The organism is Virgibacillus sp. MG-45, from assembly GCF_036409425.1.
Classification (GTDB): domain Bacteria; phylum Bacillota; class Bacilli; order Bacillales; family Amphibacillaceae; genus LDC-1.
This window is the reverse complement of sequence record NZ_JAXOFU010000012.1, coordinates 1-17,539: the sequence shown is the minus strand read 5'-3', so window position 1 is coordinate 17,539 and position 17,539 is coordinate 1. Positions and strand designations below refer to the sequence as shown.

Sequence of the window (17,539 nt, the reverse complement as noted above, 5' to 3'; positions counted from 1 at the left end):
TACAAGCTTTTTTCATAGCGCTAGGCTGAATTCGTTTGTTTCGTTTCACCTTCCATCATAAAACTATCTATACAATCGAAACGAATGCATAGCTCCACGTTTTTCCACACATGCTAAGGCAGAAGTAATCTATTGGGGGATAGCGTCACATGTCCAACAAAATTCGAATTCCACAGTTTTTTTCCATTATCATTTTAAGTGCTGGCTTAAGTAATCATGTGCTCGTCATCCCGTTGCTCATTGATGCGGCAGGAAGAGATGCATGGATTAGCGTCATTATTGGGTACCTGCTAAGCATCCCTCTATTAGGTATGCTCGTCTATGTTACGAAAAACTTACCTAATGAGTCGGTGTTTCAATGGCTAGAGAAGTCCTATTCAAAAGGGTTAAGCAAAGTAATCGCTTTTGTTGTGTTTTTTTATTTATTTATCTCCGCTTGGAGTACGTTAATGGACACAGTGAAGTGGACGCATCAAACCTATTTACCACGAACACCAGTGTTTGTTCTCGCCCTACTTCTGCTTGGCGTTTCCCTTTATATATCGACTGGAAAGCTGAAAGTAATTGCCATTTGTGCTGGTGTATTACTTCCAGTTGTTATATTATTAGGTATTTTTGTAGCATTTGGAACGACGCCTGATAAATACTATTTCCTCCTCCGCCCAGTACTTGTGGAAAATACATGGAAGGATGTATGGATAGGTACGATTTATATTTTTGGATCATTAGCGGAGCTTTTTTTAATTATTTTCTTTCAACATCGGATTGAAAAAAAGATTCGCTTTAAGCATGCGTTTATATTAGGTACGCTGTTATGCATATTAACGGTTGGTCCGTTGATTGGTAGCTTAGTAATTTTTGGACCATTAGAGGCAGGGAAGATTAGATATCCAGCTTTTATGCAATGGCGAATCTTGCACATTGGTGTGTATTTTAATCATTTGGATTTTCTTTCGATATACCAATGGTTGGCTGGTAGTTTTATTCGCTTAAGCTTGTTTCTTTATTTAATGACCGATATTTTTTTAATCCAAAAACAAAGGAAACGAATCGTTGTGCAAGCATTGGTTTGTTTCGCTTTTATTCTCCTGGTTTTCGTTCCTATCTCAGATGATATGTTTTTATCTTTTCTAAAAAAATATTTTTATTCTGGAGGTACCATTATTGCATTTGTAATTACTGCGTTTTTAGCAATCCTTGTAAAGAAGTATAAAAGGGGGAAAGCCTATGAAGGGTAGACGGACGGCGCTCGGAGTGGAGGATTTTCAATCATTTTTTAATCACTCAACAGATATCTGCGTGGAAGAGCAGACACTTTATCGTAAACAAGAGTCAGTCCAGATGATTATTGTTTTTGGACAAGGGCTTATTAGCACAAGCACCTTACTGAAAAGTATTTTACCGAATATACAAAAGCTATATAGTGATGATGGTGAAGCAGGATTAAAGAAACAAAATAGTACAGAGAGGTTAGAGTGCAAAAAACATAAAAATCCACAAATTGAGCAAAAAGTGCAGCAAAAAGTATTTGATGGAAATGTTGCTATTTTAATTGAAGATACGATTTATTTTTATGATATTGCCGACGCGCCAAAGCGTACACCTGAAGAGTCGATTACCGAAGTATCTGTTCGCGGACCAAGGGATGGATTTATTGAAGACTTAGGTTCGAATATCGCCTTAATTCGCAAACGTATGAAAACAGACACACTAGTAACGAAGTCTTTTGTGATTGGTCGTAGAAGCCAAACAAAGGTGAGTCTCGTTTATATGACAGATATACAAAATAAAGCGATTGTCGATGAAGCAGCTAGAAGACTCGAAGCCATAGATATTGATTTTCTAATTACCGATAATCAGCTCATCGAATTATTAGGGGATAAGAAAATTTCCTTGTTTCCATTAATGGAGAGCATCTCTCGACCAGACGGCGTTATTAGCTGCTTGGCAAGAGGAAGGTTTGCTATTTTTATGGATAATTTGCCAAGTGTTGTGATTGGACCGGCGAATTTAGGGTTACTTTTAAGCACATCAGAGGATGCACATACACCATATTACTATGCTACCTTTGAAATGTTGCTTCGCTTAGTCGGGTTATTCGTTGCTATCTTTCTACCAGCATTTTGGGTGGCGCTTTCTGCTTATAATGTTGATCAAATTCCTTTTCCTTTGCTGGCAACGATAGCTTCGTCGAGAATTGGTATCCCCTTTAATACAACTGTGGAACTCATTCTCATGCTTAGTTTGTTTGAAATATTTAGAGAAGCAGGTGTTCGTTTACCAAAAGCAGTTGGACAAACTGTTGCCGTTGTAGGAGGGTTAATTGTTGGTGATGCGGCAATTCGAGCTGGACTAACGTCGCCAACGATGCTCGTTATTTCCTCGATTACTGCTGTTGCAACGTTTACACTTGGCAATCAGTCACTCTTTGGAACAGCAACGGTGCTTCGCTTTGGTGTTATCCTATTTTCGGCAGTACTTGGCATGTATGGATTTTTCTTAAGCTTGTTTTTAATTATTGCATACTTGGCCAAGCTGGAGTCCTTTGGAATATCCTATTTAAGTCCATTGGCTCCATTAAGTATCAAAGGGCTACTCAAAGGATTCGTAAAAGTGCCAGTGGAAACTGATACGACTCGTGCAGAAATGTTGAAGGTTAAGGACGCAACTAGAAAACCGAAGCGGAGGAAATAGAATGCGCATCATACAATGGATAAAGCTCCTTATCGTTGCTTGTGTATTTTTTCTGCTAGCAGGCTGTTGGGATGAAAAGGAAATTGGGGAAGTAGATTATGCGACAGTGATTGGCATTGATTATCAGGATGAGGAATATATGCTTTATGTTCAGCTTCTAGATTTTGCCAATGTCGCCAAGCAGGAAGGCGTAAAGCAAACACAGCCAGCACCAATATATATTGGAAAAAGTAGTGGTTCGACGTTGAATGAGGCAATTAATCAACTAGTTGAAACGTCGCAACAGGTTTTAAATTGGGGGCATGTTGGTGCAGTCGTCTATTCGGAAGCAGCGTTAAAAAACGGGCTTGAGAAGATCGAACAATCGATGCGAAGAAGTGGGGAATTTCGTAATTCTGCATGGATGTATGGAACGAAGGAGCCGATTGAAGAGCTATTAAGTATACCAGGTTTTTTTAATACACCGCCATTGTATACGATTCTTTATAAGCCAAAGGATTTTTATAAAGAATACTCTTATATTAAACCGAATCGGATGTATAATTTTGTCTCCATCTACAAGGATCCAGGTGGTACGTCATTGCTTCCATCTTTATCTATCGATCGAGATGATTGGACGGAAGCAGTCGTTCAAAATGAAACGAAGAAGACGCTAAAAATCAATGGAGTATTTCCCATTGAATATGACGGTAAATACACGGATTGGTTGGATAAAGACGAAATACCAGGATTAAAGTGGGTAGGTGCAGGTATTCAAAAGAGTCCGTTAAAGCTTGAAAAAGATGGCAAAAAAATTGGTAGTGTAGAAGTAGAACGCCCAAAGTCAAAGATAAAACAAATAAGGGGTGGAACAGCTCCAATCTTTGAGATAGAAATTAAAGCAGAAGGTTCAGTGGAAGATTTAATCACAAGTTTGTCAGAGCGAGAAATTGTGAAACAAGCCAAAGAGGAGATTGAAAAAGAAATAAGAAAAACTTATGAAACAGCGGTTGAAAAGCAGGTGGATATTTATAATTTTAAAAATGAACTATTCCGTAATGGAATGTCGCCAAGAAAGCTAAAGGATGTTCACTTAACAAAGGAAAGCTTAGGGAAGGTAAAGGTTTATTTTACACTAGAAAGTATGGGGATATATGAGTGAAAAGCAACAACAACCTTTGACTACAATAGGCAGTCAAGGGTTGTTGTTGTTGTTGAAGATTCAATTTTTTTAAGCAATGCCAGTCATAACCACATTATCGGCGATTGCTTTTTGGATCAAAGGCATCGCGTAGTCCGTCCCCGATGAAATTAATAGCAAGCACTGTGACGAGTATACCAACACCTGGGGGAATCCAAGCTTCTGGATGATCGCGTAAAATGCGAATGTTTTGCGCCTCTGATATCATATTGCCCCACGTGGGAGTTGGTTGTGGAATCCCCATTCCGATAAAGCTTAAGCCAGATTCGATAATGATCATGGTTGCCATCATTAAAGTTGCATTAACAATAATAGGGCCAATCGCATTCGGAATAAAGTGCTTAAAGATAATGCGAAAATCACTTGCACCTATAGCTCTTGCGCCAAGTACAAATTCCTGCTCGCGAAGCGATAAAAATGTGCCACGAACAATGCGCGTTAAGGTAGGCCAGGTTGTAATCGCAATAACAAAGACAAATATCGAGATCGTTATTTTTTCTAACAGGGCTATAATTGTAAGGGCAAGGACGAGAAAGGGAAGCGCCAATACTAAATCAGCTAAACGCATGATGATGTTATCAACCATTCCACCATAGTAACCACTAATTGCTCCTAATATAACGCCAATAACGAGTGTGAAAAGCATCGCACTAAAGCCGACCGTTAAGGAGATTCTAGCACCATAAAGGATGCGCGCAAAGTTATCTCTGCCAGAGCTGTCAGTTCCAAGAATGTGCTCAGAGGATGGTGGCTTTTCCACCATAAGTAAGTCTCCTTTCGTAGGATCGTGGCTAGTAAGCTGTGGTGCAAAAACAGCAGCGAGAACAATGAGCACCATTGCAATGACCCCAAGAATAGCGAGCTTATTCTTTAAAAAACGTTGTAAGGCGAGCTGGAATGGACTTTTTGGCTTTTTAATTTGTGAAGATACAGAAGGAGTTGGTCGACCATGATTAGCTTGCATCTTTATTCACCTCAATCATAGCGAATTCTCGGATCGACAATACTGTAAAATATATCTGCGAGCAGGTTACCAATTAAAATCGTCACCCCTAATAAGAGGTTAATGGCCATAATGACTGGATAGTCCCGATTTGTAATCGAATTAATAAACAATGTCCCTAGCCCTGGATAGCTAAACACTTGTTCCGTAATGATTGCTCCACTTAACAGCGCTCCAAATTCAAAGCCCATTAACGTAATAATGGGGATAATGGCATTTCGTAATGTATGCTTATAAAGTACGTTACGCTCTGTCATTCCTTTTGCTTTAGCAGTTCGAATATAATCACTTCCGAGTACATCAAGCACCTCAGAGCGCATATAGCGCATGTAGCTAGCAGTTCCGGCTAGTCCAAGTGTGATTCCGGGTAATACCATATGATGAATGCGATTAAAAAATGCACTTATTCCAGTTACTTCTGTACTTGTAATACTTCCTTGAGCTGGAAACCAGCCTAAATTGATGGAAAGAACATAGATGGCAATAAGACCAAAAAAGAAGTTCGGGATCGCTAATCCAAGAAACCCAAAAGTCGTTGCACCGTAATCAAGCAGGGAATACGGATTACGTGCTGAATACATTCCAATTGGAATCGCAACAATTAATGTGATCGCGAGGGCGAAAAGCCCGAGGTTTAAAGTTTTTACGACACGCTCGGAAATCAGGCTTTGTACTGACCGTCCATTGTAATACATCGATTCACCGAAATTTCCCTTTGCTACTTCGCTCACCCATGCTGCATATTGCACTGGGATAGGATCATTCAGGCCTAATTCCTCTCGTTGCTTTTCGAAAACAGCCGGATCGACAGTAGGGTCTAAGATTTTTCCAGTAAACGGATCACCAGGGGCAGCCTTTGCTAATCCAAAAACAATGATTGTCAATAAGATAAGCATGGGAATAAAGATTAATATTCTTCTTATAATGTACTTGTACATAATAGTGCCTCCTAGTAAGGAGGAGAGGATGAGACAAAACAAAAGCATTGGTATCAAAATCCGAACAAATCCGTTTTAGTTTGAAAATGGGTTCGCTTTCACCACAGGCACAAGCGCGACATCTGCTCAAAAAGACTTCGCAGTGTCTTCTTTGCCGCGGCACGGCCTCAACTAACACGGAAAAGAAAATACGCTTTTCCGTGTGGATTTTTCGACGTACAGGACGTACTAGCGCAGACGTTGCTACAGGACGTAGCGGTTTTAGTCTGCGCTCCCCTGTTGCTGTTCCCGCAGGACAAGGAATGCTTCGGCAGCGACGCTTCGCACGCAGAAAAAGTGCTTTTCTTTTTCAAGGAGTCTCACCCCTTTCAACTGCCGATAAATTCATTAAATTGAATTAAATACTGTAGTCAATATTTCGTTTGGATTTTTTAGATGTAAAATTGTTTTGTCCCAGCCTCCCACTGTAATTTTCGTTCAAGTTAGAACGGGAAGATAGCTTAGTGAATTAGAAAAAACTATTTTGCATCCTTGACCCACCATAAATGCGCATTATTGTACATCGAATATGGTAGTGGATCAATGCCGTTTAAGCGCTCATTATATGCCCATAAGCTATTTTGTGCATAAAGCAGCAATGCAGGAAGGTCTTCCGAAAATGTTTTTTGCCATTCCGCATACACTTCTGTACGAAAATCTTGCTCAAATGCTTCTGGTGCTTTTAATGCTTTCTTAATCAGTTCATCTGATTTTTCATTGTTCCAGCGTGAGAAATTATACGGTGCTCTCCGTGACCATAGACCAGTAGGATCTGGATCAGCACTTCCTAGACTCCAGCCGAGTAAATATAGATCCCAGTCTGTATTATCATTTGTCAGGCTTTCTACATAGGCAGTCATTTCCTTTGGCTGGCGAAGATTAATATTAATGCCGACTTCTTCTAGCATTTGTTCAATAAGTGGCGCGGATTTTTCGCGAAGCTCATTTCCTGTTGGATAATCCATATTTAATACCCACTCATTGCCATCTGGATCTTCACGGAAGCCGTCATCATTTTTATCAACATACCCTAGCTCATCGAGGATTTGTTTTGCTTTGTCTGGATCATACGTATAGTTAACGGCTGCGTTCTCATCATATGCCCAAAATTGCTTGGCAATTGGGGAATTAATAACTTGCCCGCGACCATGTAATAAACCTTCAATCAATCCTTCACGATTGACAGCATACGCAATCGCTTGACGAACTTTAGGATCCTTTAACTTTTCATTAGGAACCCAATTATCCGGCTCAAGTAAGCCGTTCTCTACATCTTCAGCAGAACGGTGATTATGTTTAAAGCCGAGTAGCTGATATCCAAAGTCAGCCTGTTCAATAATTTTTATGTTTCCAAAATCATTTACGGTATCATAATCAGCTGGTGCAATTCCGTTTGGATCAGCAATAAAGTCTAATTCGCCAGATTGCAGTAAACCAGTCATGACAGATTGTGCGACAACCTTCCAAACGATTTTGTCAAGATAAGGAGCGCCTTGCCAATAATCATCGTGGCGTTCTAGAATATATTGCTCACGTTCAACCATTTCGGTGAATTTAAAAGGTCCTGTTCCGATTATCTTACCTGCTTCTAAGGATTCTGGTGCCTTTGGCATGTCAGCAACAGGAATATCTTTGAAGATATGTTCCGGAATAATGGAGAAGCTTGCCGTATATAACGGATTGACATTCGGCTCTTCGAATTTAAACGTAACCGTATAATCATCCTCTGCGACAACGGCATTGAATTCCTTTGATTTTCCTTCTACATAATCCTCATATCCAAGTAGTGGCATGACATAGGCAGTACGAATTCCGCCAGAGGCCACATAATCTGGATCAGCCATTGCCTTATATGTGAAAACAACATCCTCTGCGGTAAATTCCTCTCCATCATGCCACTTGACACCTTCTTCTAATGTAAAGGTGATTTCAGTTTGATCATCATTTGTTTTCCATTCTTTTGCTAGATTTGGCGTGAATTCTAAGCTTTCATTTTGTGTCACTAAGCCCTCATACACGAAATCAATGACATTGGCTTCATATGCTTCTTCATAGAAAATAGGATTAAACATACCTGCTGGTGCCGAGTACATCGCTCCAACAATGGTGCCACCCTTTTGCGGTTCATCCTTTTCCTTCGCATCCTTTTCGCCTGTTGCTTCGGATTGTTTATCCTTTTCGTTTTCGGGTTCTGTCGTCTCCTCGTTACAGGCAATAAGTGTAACAAAGAGTGCTAGAAACAAAAATACGAGTAATAATCGTTGCTTGCTTATACGAAACAATAAAATTCCCCCTTTATCTTATTGGTGAACATCAAGCCTCCAGGAATGGAATCCAACGATCACCTCCTTCAAGCAGTATAGCTGGAGTCTTTATATTCCCATCGCTGATAACAAATAGTTATGTCGTCCTTGTATATAAATGACATGCAACAAACTGGCCATTTCTTACATCTTGTAAAACGGGACGCTCCTTTGCACAGCGTTCAAAGGCACTTGGGCATCTTGTGCGAAATGCACATCCAGATGGCGGGTTTGCTGGACTAGGCATATCCCCTGACAAAATAATTTTTTCCCGTTTTTGTTGGATGGGCTGTTGATGTTCGACTTTTGGAATAGAAGCGAGCAATGCTTTTGTATATGGATGAAGGGGCTGCTTATAAAGGTCATGCTTTGTAGCTATTTCAACGATTCTTCCTAAGTACATGACTGCAACACGATCACTAATATGCTTTACAACGCTTAGATCGTGGGCAATGAAAAGATACGTAAGTCCCAAATCATCCTGTAAATCCTTCATTAAATTCAATACTTGTGCTTGGATAGAAACATCTAATGCAGAAACTGGTTCATCACAGATAACAAATTGCGGTTCCATAATTAGGGCACGGGCAATACTGATACGCTGCCGTTGACCCCCGGAAAATTCATGGGGGTATTTTAGGCGATCGTCGGCACGTAGTCCGACTTTTTCGATCATCTCAATTGCTTTTTCTTTTCTTTCTTTTTTCGAAAGGGAGGTTTGAATGAGTAATGGTTCTTCAACTAGCTCAGCAATACTCATTTTTGAATTCAAGGAGGCGAACGGATCTTGAAACACAATTTGCATGTCGCGTCGATAACTGCGAACCGCTCGTTGTTTTAAAGCGGCAAGCTCATTTCCATTAAAGTAAATTTTTCCTGCTGTTGGATCAAGTAGGCGGAGGATAACCCGGCCAAGCGTTGATTTTCCTGATCCTGATTCACCAACAATCCCAAGGGTTTCTCCATTGCGGATAAAAAAAGACACATCATCAACGGCTTTTACATATCCTGTTGTACGCTTGAAAACCCCTTCTTTGATAGGGAAATACTTTTTCAGTGCTTGCACATCTAAGAGAATATCGGAACGTGCTTCGGTTTTATTTTCCTGTAACTCATGCATCAACATTTCCTCCATTCTCATATAAAAAGCACCTGACACTATAGTCTCTATCAAGGTCTATGAGTTCTGGATTTTCTTGCTTACATCGCTCCATTACAAACGGGCAGCGGGTCGAGAAACGACACCCCTGTGGGAAATCATATGCTGGCGGAACGGTTCCTTTAATGGTGTGGAGGCGGTCAACCTCTTCTTCGATCTTTGGTAAACTATTTAATAGTCCTTTCGTATATGGGTGACGATGATGCTTTAATATTTCCGATGTAGGTGCCTGCTCGACAATCTGCCCGCCATACATCACAAGCACGCGATCAGCATATTCAGATACGACACCAAGGTCATGCGTAATGAGGAGCAGTGCCATATTAAACTTCTCTTTCATACGAACCATTAGATCTAGAATTTGCGCTTGAATCGTGACATCGAGTGCAGTTGTTGGCTCATCTGCTATTAATAGCTTCGGATTACAAGCGATCGCCATCGCAATCATAACGCGTTGACGCATCCCACCAGATAGCTGATGGGGATAGGATTTAATAAGCTTATCCGCTCTTGGGATCCCTACGGTTTCTAATAGATTAATAGCTTTTGCTTGTGCTTCTTGCTTTTCCATTTTTTGATGCTTCCGTAGCACTTCTGCTATTTGATTTCCTATTGTAAAGACAGGGTTTAATGCCGTCATTGGCTCCTGAAATATCATTCCTACTTCATTCCCACGTATCGCAGTCATCTTTTTTTGACTTAATTTATGAATTGCTTTTCCGTTCATGTAAATGGAGCCGTCCACGATTTTTCCTGGCTTTTGAATCAGCTGCATAATAGATAATGCTGTAATGCTTTTGCCACTGCCGGATTCGCCAACAAGGGCAACAGTTTCCCCAGGGTGTATCGTTAAAGAAACGTCATCAACCGCCTTAGCGACTTGCTTTTTTTCTAAGTAAAAATATGTCTTTAATGCTTTCACTGATAACACTGGTTCCGTATTCATGTATCCACCCCATTTTGCTTAGTCAAAATTGAATGCTATGATAAGTCTGTTAAGAGAAATTTACGTGTAGGAGAATAGACTTGTATCATAAATCGAATTATTCGTATATCCTATGATGGGTAACGTTAATTTATTCGTAAATAACGATGACTACTTGGAATGTGTTGGACTAGAACCCTTAATTTAAAGCCAGTGTGATGAGGAGGAAGCAAGAATGAATGAGAATACATATTTATCATTAGATGCAACAGCAATGGCACAGCTTATTAAGCAAAAGGAAACGACGCCGAAGGAATTAGCATTACTTGCATATGCGCAATTGGACAAGGTGAATGATTCCATTCATGCTGTAACACATCAACGGATGGAACAGGTGATGAAGGCGATAGCGAATATCGATCCTACATATGCGCAATTTTCAGGTGTGCCAATTTTACTGAAAAATATTTCGCAGGCGATAGAAGGGGAATTGCTTACATCAGGCTCTAAGCTTTTTCAACATTCAGTCGCAGAGCAGGATTCTCATTTTGTACGGAAAATAAGAGAGGCGGGTTTTTCTATGCTTGGACATACAAATACCCCGGAATTTGGCTTGAAAAATATTACCGAACCAAAGCTCTATGGACCAACAAGGAATCCGTGGAATTTAGCGTATTCACCAGGAGGGTCAAGCGGTGGAGCAGCCGCAGCGATTGCCGCTGGTGTTGTACCATTAGCCGGAGCAAGTGATGGCGGAGGCTCGATTCGTATCCCTGCATCTTTTTCTGGATTGTTTGGACTAAAGCCAACACGAGGTCGAACACCAGTAGGACCTGGCACAGGAAGACAGTGGCACGGGGCATCAATCGATTTCGTTCTTAGTCGAACAGTTCGCGATAGCGCAGCCTTGCTTGATGTGCTTCAAGTTATTCAGCCTGCAGCAGCTTTTCAAACGCCTTTATATCGCGCAGGCTATAAGCAAACATTGGAGCAGCCATTGCCAAAAAAATTGCGCATTGGTTATACGACAGCTTCGCCAGTCGGGACGCCTGTTTCCGAGGATGCCAAACGAGCGGTTAAAAAAGTGCTGCATTGGTTAGAAGGACAAGGTCATCTTGTGGAAGAAGTGGACAACGGAGTGGATGGCATCCAGCTTATGAAAGACTATTATTTAATGAATAGTGGAGAAATAGCTACGTTAGTGGAAGGCTTGGAGCGATCACTTGGTCGAAGTATTACCGCAGAAGATGTGGAAATCGAAACATGGGTGCTTAACGAAGCAGGAAAATCCGTTTCTGCGGCAGCCTTTTCAGCGAGTCTAGCTTCATGGGACGTAGCGGCCGCAAACATGGCTGCTTTTCATGAAACGTATGACTTTTATGTAACACCTGCAACCGCTTATACCGCACCGAAGATTGGTGAATTAACGCACAGTCCAGAATCAGAAGCACTACTGCAGAAAGAAATCGCCACATCAGATACGGTGAAAAAGCAGGAAGTGATTTGGGATATGTTTTTACCAAGCTTGACGTATACCCCGTATACACAGCTTGCCAATTTAACCGGCCAACCAGCAATGTCCGTTCCAGTGTATACATCAGAGGAAGGACTCCCACTTGGTGTGCAATTCATGGCACCAAAAGGAATGGAGCACCAACTGCTGCAGCTTGCTTACCAAATGGAGCAAAGTGATATATGGGTAGGGATGAAAGGAAATCCGTACTTTGAAAAACAACAAACCTATCATCAGGGATAGGGGATAGTCTGAGTTTTTATCGAATGGATCGATTCTTCTTTTCGAGATTGGAAAAGGAGAATCAGATCCATTTTTGTTGGGGGATAGTTCTCGCTCGAATTTGGGGAGTTTTTGGTCGTTTGGGTTGGATTCTCGATCGTTTAGAGTGGATTCTTGATCGTTTGGGTTGGATTCTTGATCGTTTGAGGTAGTTTTTTGATCGTTTGGGTTGGATTCTTGATCGTTTAGGGTAGTTTCTTGATCGTTTAGGGTGGCTCTCGATCGTTTGGGTTGGATTCTTGATCGTTTAGGGTAGTTTCTCGATCGTTTGGAGTGGATTCTCGCTCGAATTCGGGTAGTTCTCGCTCGAAAAGAGATCACCCTCGCTCGGATTCAACCAGCTCCACCCAACAAAGTGCAGGTAGTCCTCATTCTAGTTTCCCACACTTTTCTAAATACCTATCAATCTTGCTTGCGGTAGAAGTATATAAATCTACGGAACGGTGCATACTAGTTTTTGATAGTTCTTTCATTCATTTACGGTTTTTAGTATAGTTAAAGTAGAATTGTTTGAATGTTTGAAACGGGGATTCATAGAAAACTAAAGGGGCCGATATAAAGATGCAGGATGCCATGATTTATAATGAAAAAGTAGATAAAGTGATTAAAAATATAAATAAAGTGATGATTGGCAAGGAAGACATTGCCATCTTAAGCTTAACTGCACTCCTCGCAGAAGGGCATGTTTTACTGGAGGATGTTCCAGGTGTTGGAAAAACGATGCTTGTCCGTACATTGGCGAAATCGCTTGATTGTGATTTTAAACGTATTCAATTCACCCCAGACCTACTCCCATCAGACGTTACTGGCATCTCTATTTATAATCCAAAGGAAATGGAATTTGAATTTCGCGGTGGTCCATTATTAGGAAACATCGTGTTAGCTGATGAAATTAATCGTACCTCTCCAAAAACACAATCCTCTTTATTAGAGGGAATGGAGGAACGGAGTATTACGGTGGACGGGAACACGATGCAGCTGAATAAGCCGTTTTTTGTTATGGCGACGCAAAATCCGATTGAATATGAAGGTACATATCCGCTACCAGAAGCGCAGTTAGATCGTTTTTTGCTGAAAATGAATATGGGCTATCCAACCATGACTGAAGAGCTTGAAATGTTAGAGCGAACGTCAAGAGAACACCCTATTCATACAATTGAAGCTGTAATTACGAAGGAAGAGCTCGTCGCGATGCAGGAGGAAGTACAGCGTGTTTATGTGGAACAAAATGTACAGCAGTATATTGTTCAGCTTGTACGAGGCACACGATCACATGAATCTATCTTTCTAGGTGTTAGTCCCCGTGGATCAATTGCATTAATGAAAGCAGCAAAGGCATATGCTTACATTAACGGACGCGATTTCGTTATTCCGGATGATGTAAAATATCTTGCTCCATTCGTGCTATCACATCGAATTATTGTTCAATCAGATGCACGGTATGAAGGAAAAACAAACGAGGATGTTATTCAAAGCATTGTAAAAAACACTTATATCCCAGTGCGAAAGGAATTTAGTTAATGAAAGACCATTTTCGCTTTGTTGGGAGTTTAGTGCTTCATATCGTTTTAATCATCGCTTTGTTTTCGTTTGCAATGTTTCAAGGAGGATTTACAAGCTGGTTTTTATTTTATAGCTTTCTCCCTATATCCATCTATCATCTTGCATTACTTTTTTATCCAATTAAAAGGTGGCGGGTGGAAAGAAAGCAATTGCAGCATATGGTAAGAGCTGGAGGTCATGTACCTATACATGTGCAGATCTCCCGAAAGCTTCCTTTTCCACTATTTTATTGTGTTTGTGAAGAACTGTTACCTCAAACGTTAAATAAACTGGATACCCGCAAAGAAAAATATGTGTACTTGCATCAACCACAAAAACTACAAGTAAGACGCAGAATCAAAAAAATGATATTTCCGTGGTTCCGTCGACAGATTCGTCTCTCGTATGAACTGCAGCATATTCCGCGAGGGGTGCATCAGCTCCAAGCAATTCGGATATCGATTGGCGATGTGTTTGGCTTTGTTAAAAAAGAGCATGTTTTTTTATTGGAGGATGAGCTGATCGCTTTTCCAAATGAACGACCACTGCAATTAGCAGAAAAACTAACAAGCTTTCAGCAAGGCACAGCATCCTCACTCGCATTTAATTTAAAGAATACAAATGTTGCCTCGGGAATTCGTGAATATATTCCAGGGGATCGTTTTTCTTGGATCGATTGGAAGCAAACGGCGAAGAAAAATGTGGTAATGACGAAGGAGTTTGAGCAAGAAAAAAGTGAAGACACGTTAATTGTGCTGGATGGCTGTTATCATGAACGATTCAATGCATTAGCTTTTGAAGCGGCAATCGAATTAACGATTTCTTTAATCGGAGCGATTCAACAAAAATCCTCTCAAGTAGGGCTTCTATCCATTACGAGTGAAACAGTTTTCTTTCCCGTGCAGCACGATCCAACAAAGCGCGAAGGCATTCAGCAGCATTTAACTCGGATTGAAGCAAATGGAGAGCGTCATTTTGCGGAGCAATTAAAACAAGAGCTTGTCCGTATCCCGGGAACCAATTCGCTTGTAATTGTTACTACCAATCTCGATCATGCATTATCAAGCTTTCTTCAAAAAATAAAGCAACGAAAACGAAAGGTCCATGTTTTCTTTATTGATGCGGAAGTGAATATTCGAGATGAACAATATAACGCAGTGCAACAGCTCCAATTGCAGGATATACATATCCACATATTGACGGAAAAAGAGCTTTTGCAAAGTCCGATTGAGGTGAATACATGGTGAAGCAAGATCAAAACGAGATCCCATTTTTATATGCCTTCATAATGTATGTTTTAGGGCTGCTCCTTTTCTTAGAGTGGTTATACCCGATTGGACAAATTACAGACACGAGTAATATGAATTTGTTCCTAGTTTATGCGTTGTTTTGCTTTGTTATATCCTTGCTGCAAACGAGATGGTGGCTCTCTTTTTTATTAAAAGGATTTGGAATGCTATTTATCATTCAGGCGCTGTTTTTTGAGTCTTCGTTTTTTAGCATGGACTGGATGCTTTATATGGTAGATGATTTTCAATGGAATGTGGAAGCATTGTTTTCGCAACGCTGGTATGAATTGACGCCACTGTTTCGAAGCACGCTATTTCTAGTGCTTATTTGGCTAATGAGTTATTTAATTCATTATTGGTTTGTTGTCGTAAAACGGATTCTACTTTTTGTAATATTGACATTTATCTATTTGGCAGTGCTAGATACGTTCACAGCTTATAAAGTAGGATTATCGATTATTCGACCATTTGTCCTTGCATTTATTGCATTAGGCTTATCCAACTTTTTTCGTGTACTTTATGATGAAGGCATTCGCTATGCATGGGCGCGAAAAAATCCGCGCTGGATCATACCGATTATTGTAACGGTTTTAGCTGCTTCCATTATCGGTGTTTCCGCACCAAAATTTGGCCCACAATGGTCTGACCCGGTCCCGTATATCCAAGCGGTAACAGGATATGGGAATGGAAGTGGAGGAACGGTACAAAAGGTTGGTTATGGTGAGGACGATTCACGCTTAGGTGGATCATTTGTACAGGATGATACCGTTGTCTTCCAAGCGAAAGTGAATGAAAAGCATTATTGGCGAATCGAATCAAAGGATATTTATACCGGAAAAGGCTGGGAAAGGTCAGAGGAGCTTGCTTACATGGAACAAACGAATAGCCTTTCTTACAACTCCTTTTCACAGCAGGTAGAAACAGAAGCATTAGAAGGGGAAGTTGAATTTGCAGAACCATTAAAAATCAAAAAGCTGCTTTATCCTTATGGAACGGAAAAGGTGGAAGTAGATACTAATGTACGTTTACTAGTAGATGAAGAGCTCGGTGAAGCACGAACGCAAATAAATGGGAAAGATATAAGCTTAAAAGGCTACAAGCTGCAATACAATCACCCTTCTTTTCCAATAGAATTAATGAAGGAGTCTTTTCCGAATGATTCGGGCGATGCAGAGATGCGAAAACGTTATCTACAATTGCCAGAAACGCTTCCAGATCGCGTGTATGAGCTAGCAGCGGACATTACAAGTGACGACTATAATCGCTATGATAAAGTACGATCAGTGGAAAAGTATTTTAGTAGGAATGGATTTGTCTATCAAATTAGCGATGTACCAGTTCCTAGTAAGGATCAAGATTATGTTGATCAGTTTTTATTCGATTCGCAACTCGGGTATTGTGATAACTATTCCACCTCCATGGTAGTAATGCTGCGTACACTCGGAATTCCTGCAAGATGGGTAAAAGGATTTACAAGCGGGGAGCGCATCGAGAGGGGAGCCTCTACCGGGAAGGAATTTGACGTGTATGAGGTCACCAACAAAAATGCCCATTCTTGGGTAGAGGTTTATTTTCCAAAGGTTGGCTGGGTACCATTTGAACCGACACAAGGCTTTTCTAACTTAGCAGAATTTGATGTTAGTACAGGTACAAGCTCAACAGATGATACGTTAGATGCACCGGAAACAGAAACGAATCCTCAGGAACAACAAGAAAACATCAAGAAAAAAGAAGAAGAAACAGCAGTAGAAGCATCAAGCAGTGCAACGAAGGAAAAGAATCCATTCTCGATGAATCTGTTTGTTTATGCCGGGATTGTTATGCTGCTCGGAGTAACATTTATGTTATATTGTCGCCGTTTTCAGCTGCAGACCGCTTTTATCGAACGAAAGCTTATGCAAAATCCAGACGCACAAACCTACCAAGAAGCATATCATCATTTGTTAAAGCTGTTAAAACGAAATGGCATCCCACGCGATAGTGATCAGACGCTAAGAGAATATGCAAAACGAATTGACATACGCTATGACACAGATTCAATGGGGCAATTAACGAATGTATATGAACGAATGCTTTATAATAATGAAAAAAATAAAAGCACAACAGAAATCACACAATTATGGAAAAATTTAATTAAACGAATTATGGGTTGACCAAGCCTGCATTGGTTAGTAAAATAAGTAGCATTAAAAGCTATAAAAAATATATGTTGCCGTTCGTATATCCTTGATAATAAGGTTCAAGAGTCTCTACCGGGGCGCCGTAAATGCCCTGACTATGAAGGCAGATTTATTTAGGTATAACTAGATTTAGTAAACCTGGATTTCTGCCTTTTTGTACTTTTCCGTATGGTAGAGCTGCAAAGAGAGAGAAATGCAGGTTTTTTCATGTAAGCATGCGATGTGAGCGACCCGCGAATTAGCGAGTAGTATGTTCCACAGCGTTTTGTGTAAAACTGTGGAGAAGCAGGTTGGATGATAGCGGGAGTGCCGAGAGAAGGATAACGCTTCGAATATAGGGTGAAGCGCGGAAACGATCAAGAATAGGGTGAACTCGATCAAGAAATGGCCGAATTCGATCAAGAATCGGGCTCAAACGATCGAGAAATGGCCGAATTCGATCAAGAATAGGGTGAACTCGATCAAGAAATGGCCGAATTCGATCAAGAATCG

At 40.6% G+C, this 17,539-nt stretch carries 13 protein-coding genes and 1 riboswitch; of the genes, 7 read left to right on the top strand and 6 right to left on the bottom strand.

What is annotated here, in order from left to right:
- The first annotated feature begins 149 nt into the window (after positions 1 to 149).
- From SPK86_RS12805 to SPK86_RS12795, 3 genes are read left to right on the top strand one after another with little or no spacing between them, the layout of a single operon-like run.
- Positions 150 to 1,238 carry a GerAB/ArcD/ProY family transporter gene (locus SPK86_RS12805; protein WP_330949531.1) on the top strand — a complete coding sequence of 363 codons (1,089 nt, stop codon included), beginning with the start codon at positions 150 to 152 and terminating at the stop codon, positions 1,236 to 1,238.
- Complete coding sequence (locus SPK86_RS12800; RefSeq protein WP_330949530.1) at positions 1,228 to 2,694, top strand: spore germination protein; 1,467 nt, start codon at positions 1,228 to 1,230, stop codon at positions 2,692 to 2,694. Before SPK86_RS12805 ends, SPK86_RS12800 begins: the two co-directional genes overlap by 11 nt.
- 1 nt (position 2,695) lies before the next feature.
- Positions 2,696 to 3,835, top strand: coding sequence for a Ger(x)C family spore germination protein (locus SPK86_RS12795; RefSeq protein ID WP_330949529.1), 1,140 nt, complete (start codon positions 2,696 to 2,698; stop codon positions 3,833 to 3,835).
- A 94-nt stretch (positions 3,836 to 3,929) separates the two neighbouring features.
- Here SPK86_RS12795 and opp4C read toward each other — a convergent pair whose 3' ends face one another.
- From opp4C to SPK86_RS12770, 5 genes are all read right to left on the bottom strand, one after another.
- Entirely contained in the window at positions 3,930 to 4,838 is a 909-nt protein-coding gene (opp4C, locus tag SPK86_RS12790; RefSeq protein ID WP_330949528.1) for an oligopeptide ABC transporter permease, read from the bottom strand.
- A gap of 11 nt (positions 4,839 to 4,849) precedes the next feature.
- The gene (locus tag SPK86_RS12785; protein ID WP_284141337.1) at positions 4,850 to 5,815 is read right to left on the bottom strand and encodes an ABC transporter permease; all 966 of its coding nucleotides are present in this window, start codon (positions 5,813 to 5,815) and stop codon (positions 4,850 to 4,852) included.
- A gap of 518 nt (positions 5,816 to 6,333) precedes the next feature.
- Positions 6,334 to 8,136 carry a peptide-binding protein gene (locus SPK86_RS12780; protein ID WP_330949527.1) on the bottom strand — a complete coding sequence of 601 codons (1,803 nt, stop codon included), beginning with the start codon at positions 8,134 to 8,136 and terminating at the stop codon, positions 6,334 to 6,336.
- A gap of 118 nt (positions 8,137 to 8,254) precedes the next feature.
- Positions 8,255 to 9,277, bottom strand: coding sequence for an ABC transporter ATP-binding protein (locus SPK86_RS12775; protein ID WP_330949526.1), 1,023 nt, complete (start codon positions 9,275 to 9,277; stop codon positions 8,255 to 8,257).
- Positions 9,270 to 10,262 carry an ABC transporter ATP-binding protein gene (locus SPK86_RS12770; protein WP_330949525.1) on the bottom strand — a complete coding sequence of 331 codons (993 nt, stop codon included), beginning with the start codon at positions 10,260 to 10,262 and terminating at the stop codon, positions 9,270 to 9,272. Before SPK86_RS12770 ends, SPK86_RS12775 begins: the two co-directional genes overlap by 8 nt.
- A gap of 214 nt (positions 10,263 to 10,476) precedes the next feature.
- Here SPK86_RS12770 and SPK86_RS12765 point away from each other — a divergent pair, with 214 nt between their 5' ends.
- The 4 genes from SPK86_RS12765 (at position 10,477) to SPK86_RS12750 (ending at position 17,020) form a co-directional block, all read left to right on the top strand.
- A complete protein-coding gene (locus SPK86_RS12765; RefSeq protein ID WP_330949524.1) occupies positions 10,477 to 11,997 on the top strand; it encodes an amidase in 1,521 nt (506 codons plus the stop codon).
- 600 nt (positions 11,998 to 12,597) lie between these two features.
- Positions 12,598 to 13,557: an AAA family ATPase gene (locus SPK86_RS12760; protein WP_330949523.1), complete on the top strand. Its 960-nt coding sequence runs from the start codon at positions 12,598 to 12,600 to the stop codon at positions 13,555 to 13,557.
- Positions 13,557 to 14,825: a DUF58 domain-containing protein gene (locus SPK86_RS12755; RefSeq protein ID WP_330949522.1), complete on the top strand. Its 1,269-nt coding sequence runs from the start codon at positions 13,557 to 13,559 to the stop codon at positions 14,823 to 14,825. The genes SPK86_RS12760 and SPK86_RS12755 overlap by 1 nt, the downstream gene beginning before the upstream one ends.
- Positions 14,819 to 17,020, top strand: coding sequence for a transglutaminase TgpA family protein (locus SPK86_RS12750; protein ID WP_330949521.1), 2,202 nt, complete (start codon positions 14,819 to 14,821; stop codon positions 17,018 to 17,020). The genes SPK86_RS12755 and SPK86_RS12750 overlap by 7 nt, the downstream gene beginning before the upstream one ends.
- 43 nt (positions 17,021 to 17,063) lie before the next feature.
- Positions 17,064 to 17,165, top strand: a riboswitch (purine riboswitch).
- 120 nt (positions 17,166 to 17,285) lie between these two features.
- Here the strand turns inward: SPK86_RS12750 and SPK86_RS12745 are convergent.
- Positions 17,286 to 17,539, bottom strand: a 254-nt coding sequence (locus SPK86_RS12745; RefSeq protein WP_330949520.1) for a hypothetical protein, incomplete at its 5' end; no start/stop codon positions are given.

Excerpts from the sequence above, each read along its gene's own strand:
- SPK86_RS12795 (WP_330949529.1), top strand. The coding sequence starts at position 2,696 with ATGCGCATCATACAATGGATAAAGCTCCTTATCGTTGCTTGTGTATTT.
- opp4C (WP_330949528.1), bottom strand. The coding sequence starts at position 4,838 with ATGCAAGCTAATCATGGTCGACCAACTCCTTCTGTATCTTCACAAATT.
- SPK86_RS12765 (WP_330949524.1), top strand. The coding sequence starts at position 10,477 with ATGAATGAGAATACATATTTATCATTAGATGCAACAGCAATGGCACAG.
- SPK86_RS12800 (WP_330949530.1), top strand. The coding sequence starts at position 1,228 with ATGAAGGGTAGACGGACGGCGCTCGGAGTGGAGGATTTTCAATCATTT.
- SPK86_RS12760 (WP_330949523.1), top strand. The coding sequence starts at position 12,598 with ATGCAGGATGCCATGATTTATAATGAAAAAGTAGATAAAGTGATTAAA.
- SPK86_RS12785 (WP_284141337.1), bottom strand. The coding sequence starts at position 5,815 with ATGTACAAGTACATTATAAGAAGAATATTAATCTTTATTCCCATGCTT.
- SPK86_RS12770 (WP_330949525.1), bottom strand. The coding sequence starts at position 10,262 with ATGAATACGGAACCAGTGTTATCAGTGAAAGCATTAAAGACATATTTT.
- SPK86_RS12775 (WP_330949526.1), bottom strand. The coding sequence starts at position 9,277 with ATGCATGAGTTACAGGAAAATAAAACCGAAGCACGTTCCGATATTCTC.
- SPK86_RS12750 (WP_330949521.1), top strand. The coding sequence starts at position 14,819 with ATGGTGAAGCAAGATCAAAACGAGATCCCATTTTTATATGCCTTCATA.
- SPK86_RS12755 (WP_330949522.1), top strand. The coding sequence starts at position 13,557 with ATGAAAGACCATTTTCGCTTTGTTGGGAGTTTAGTGCTTCATATCGTT.
- SPK86_RS12805 (WP_330949531.1), top strand. The coding sequence starts at position 150 with ATGTCCAACAAAATTCGAATTCCACAGTTTTTTTCCATTATCATTTTA.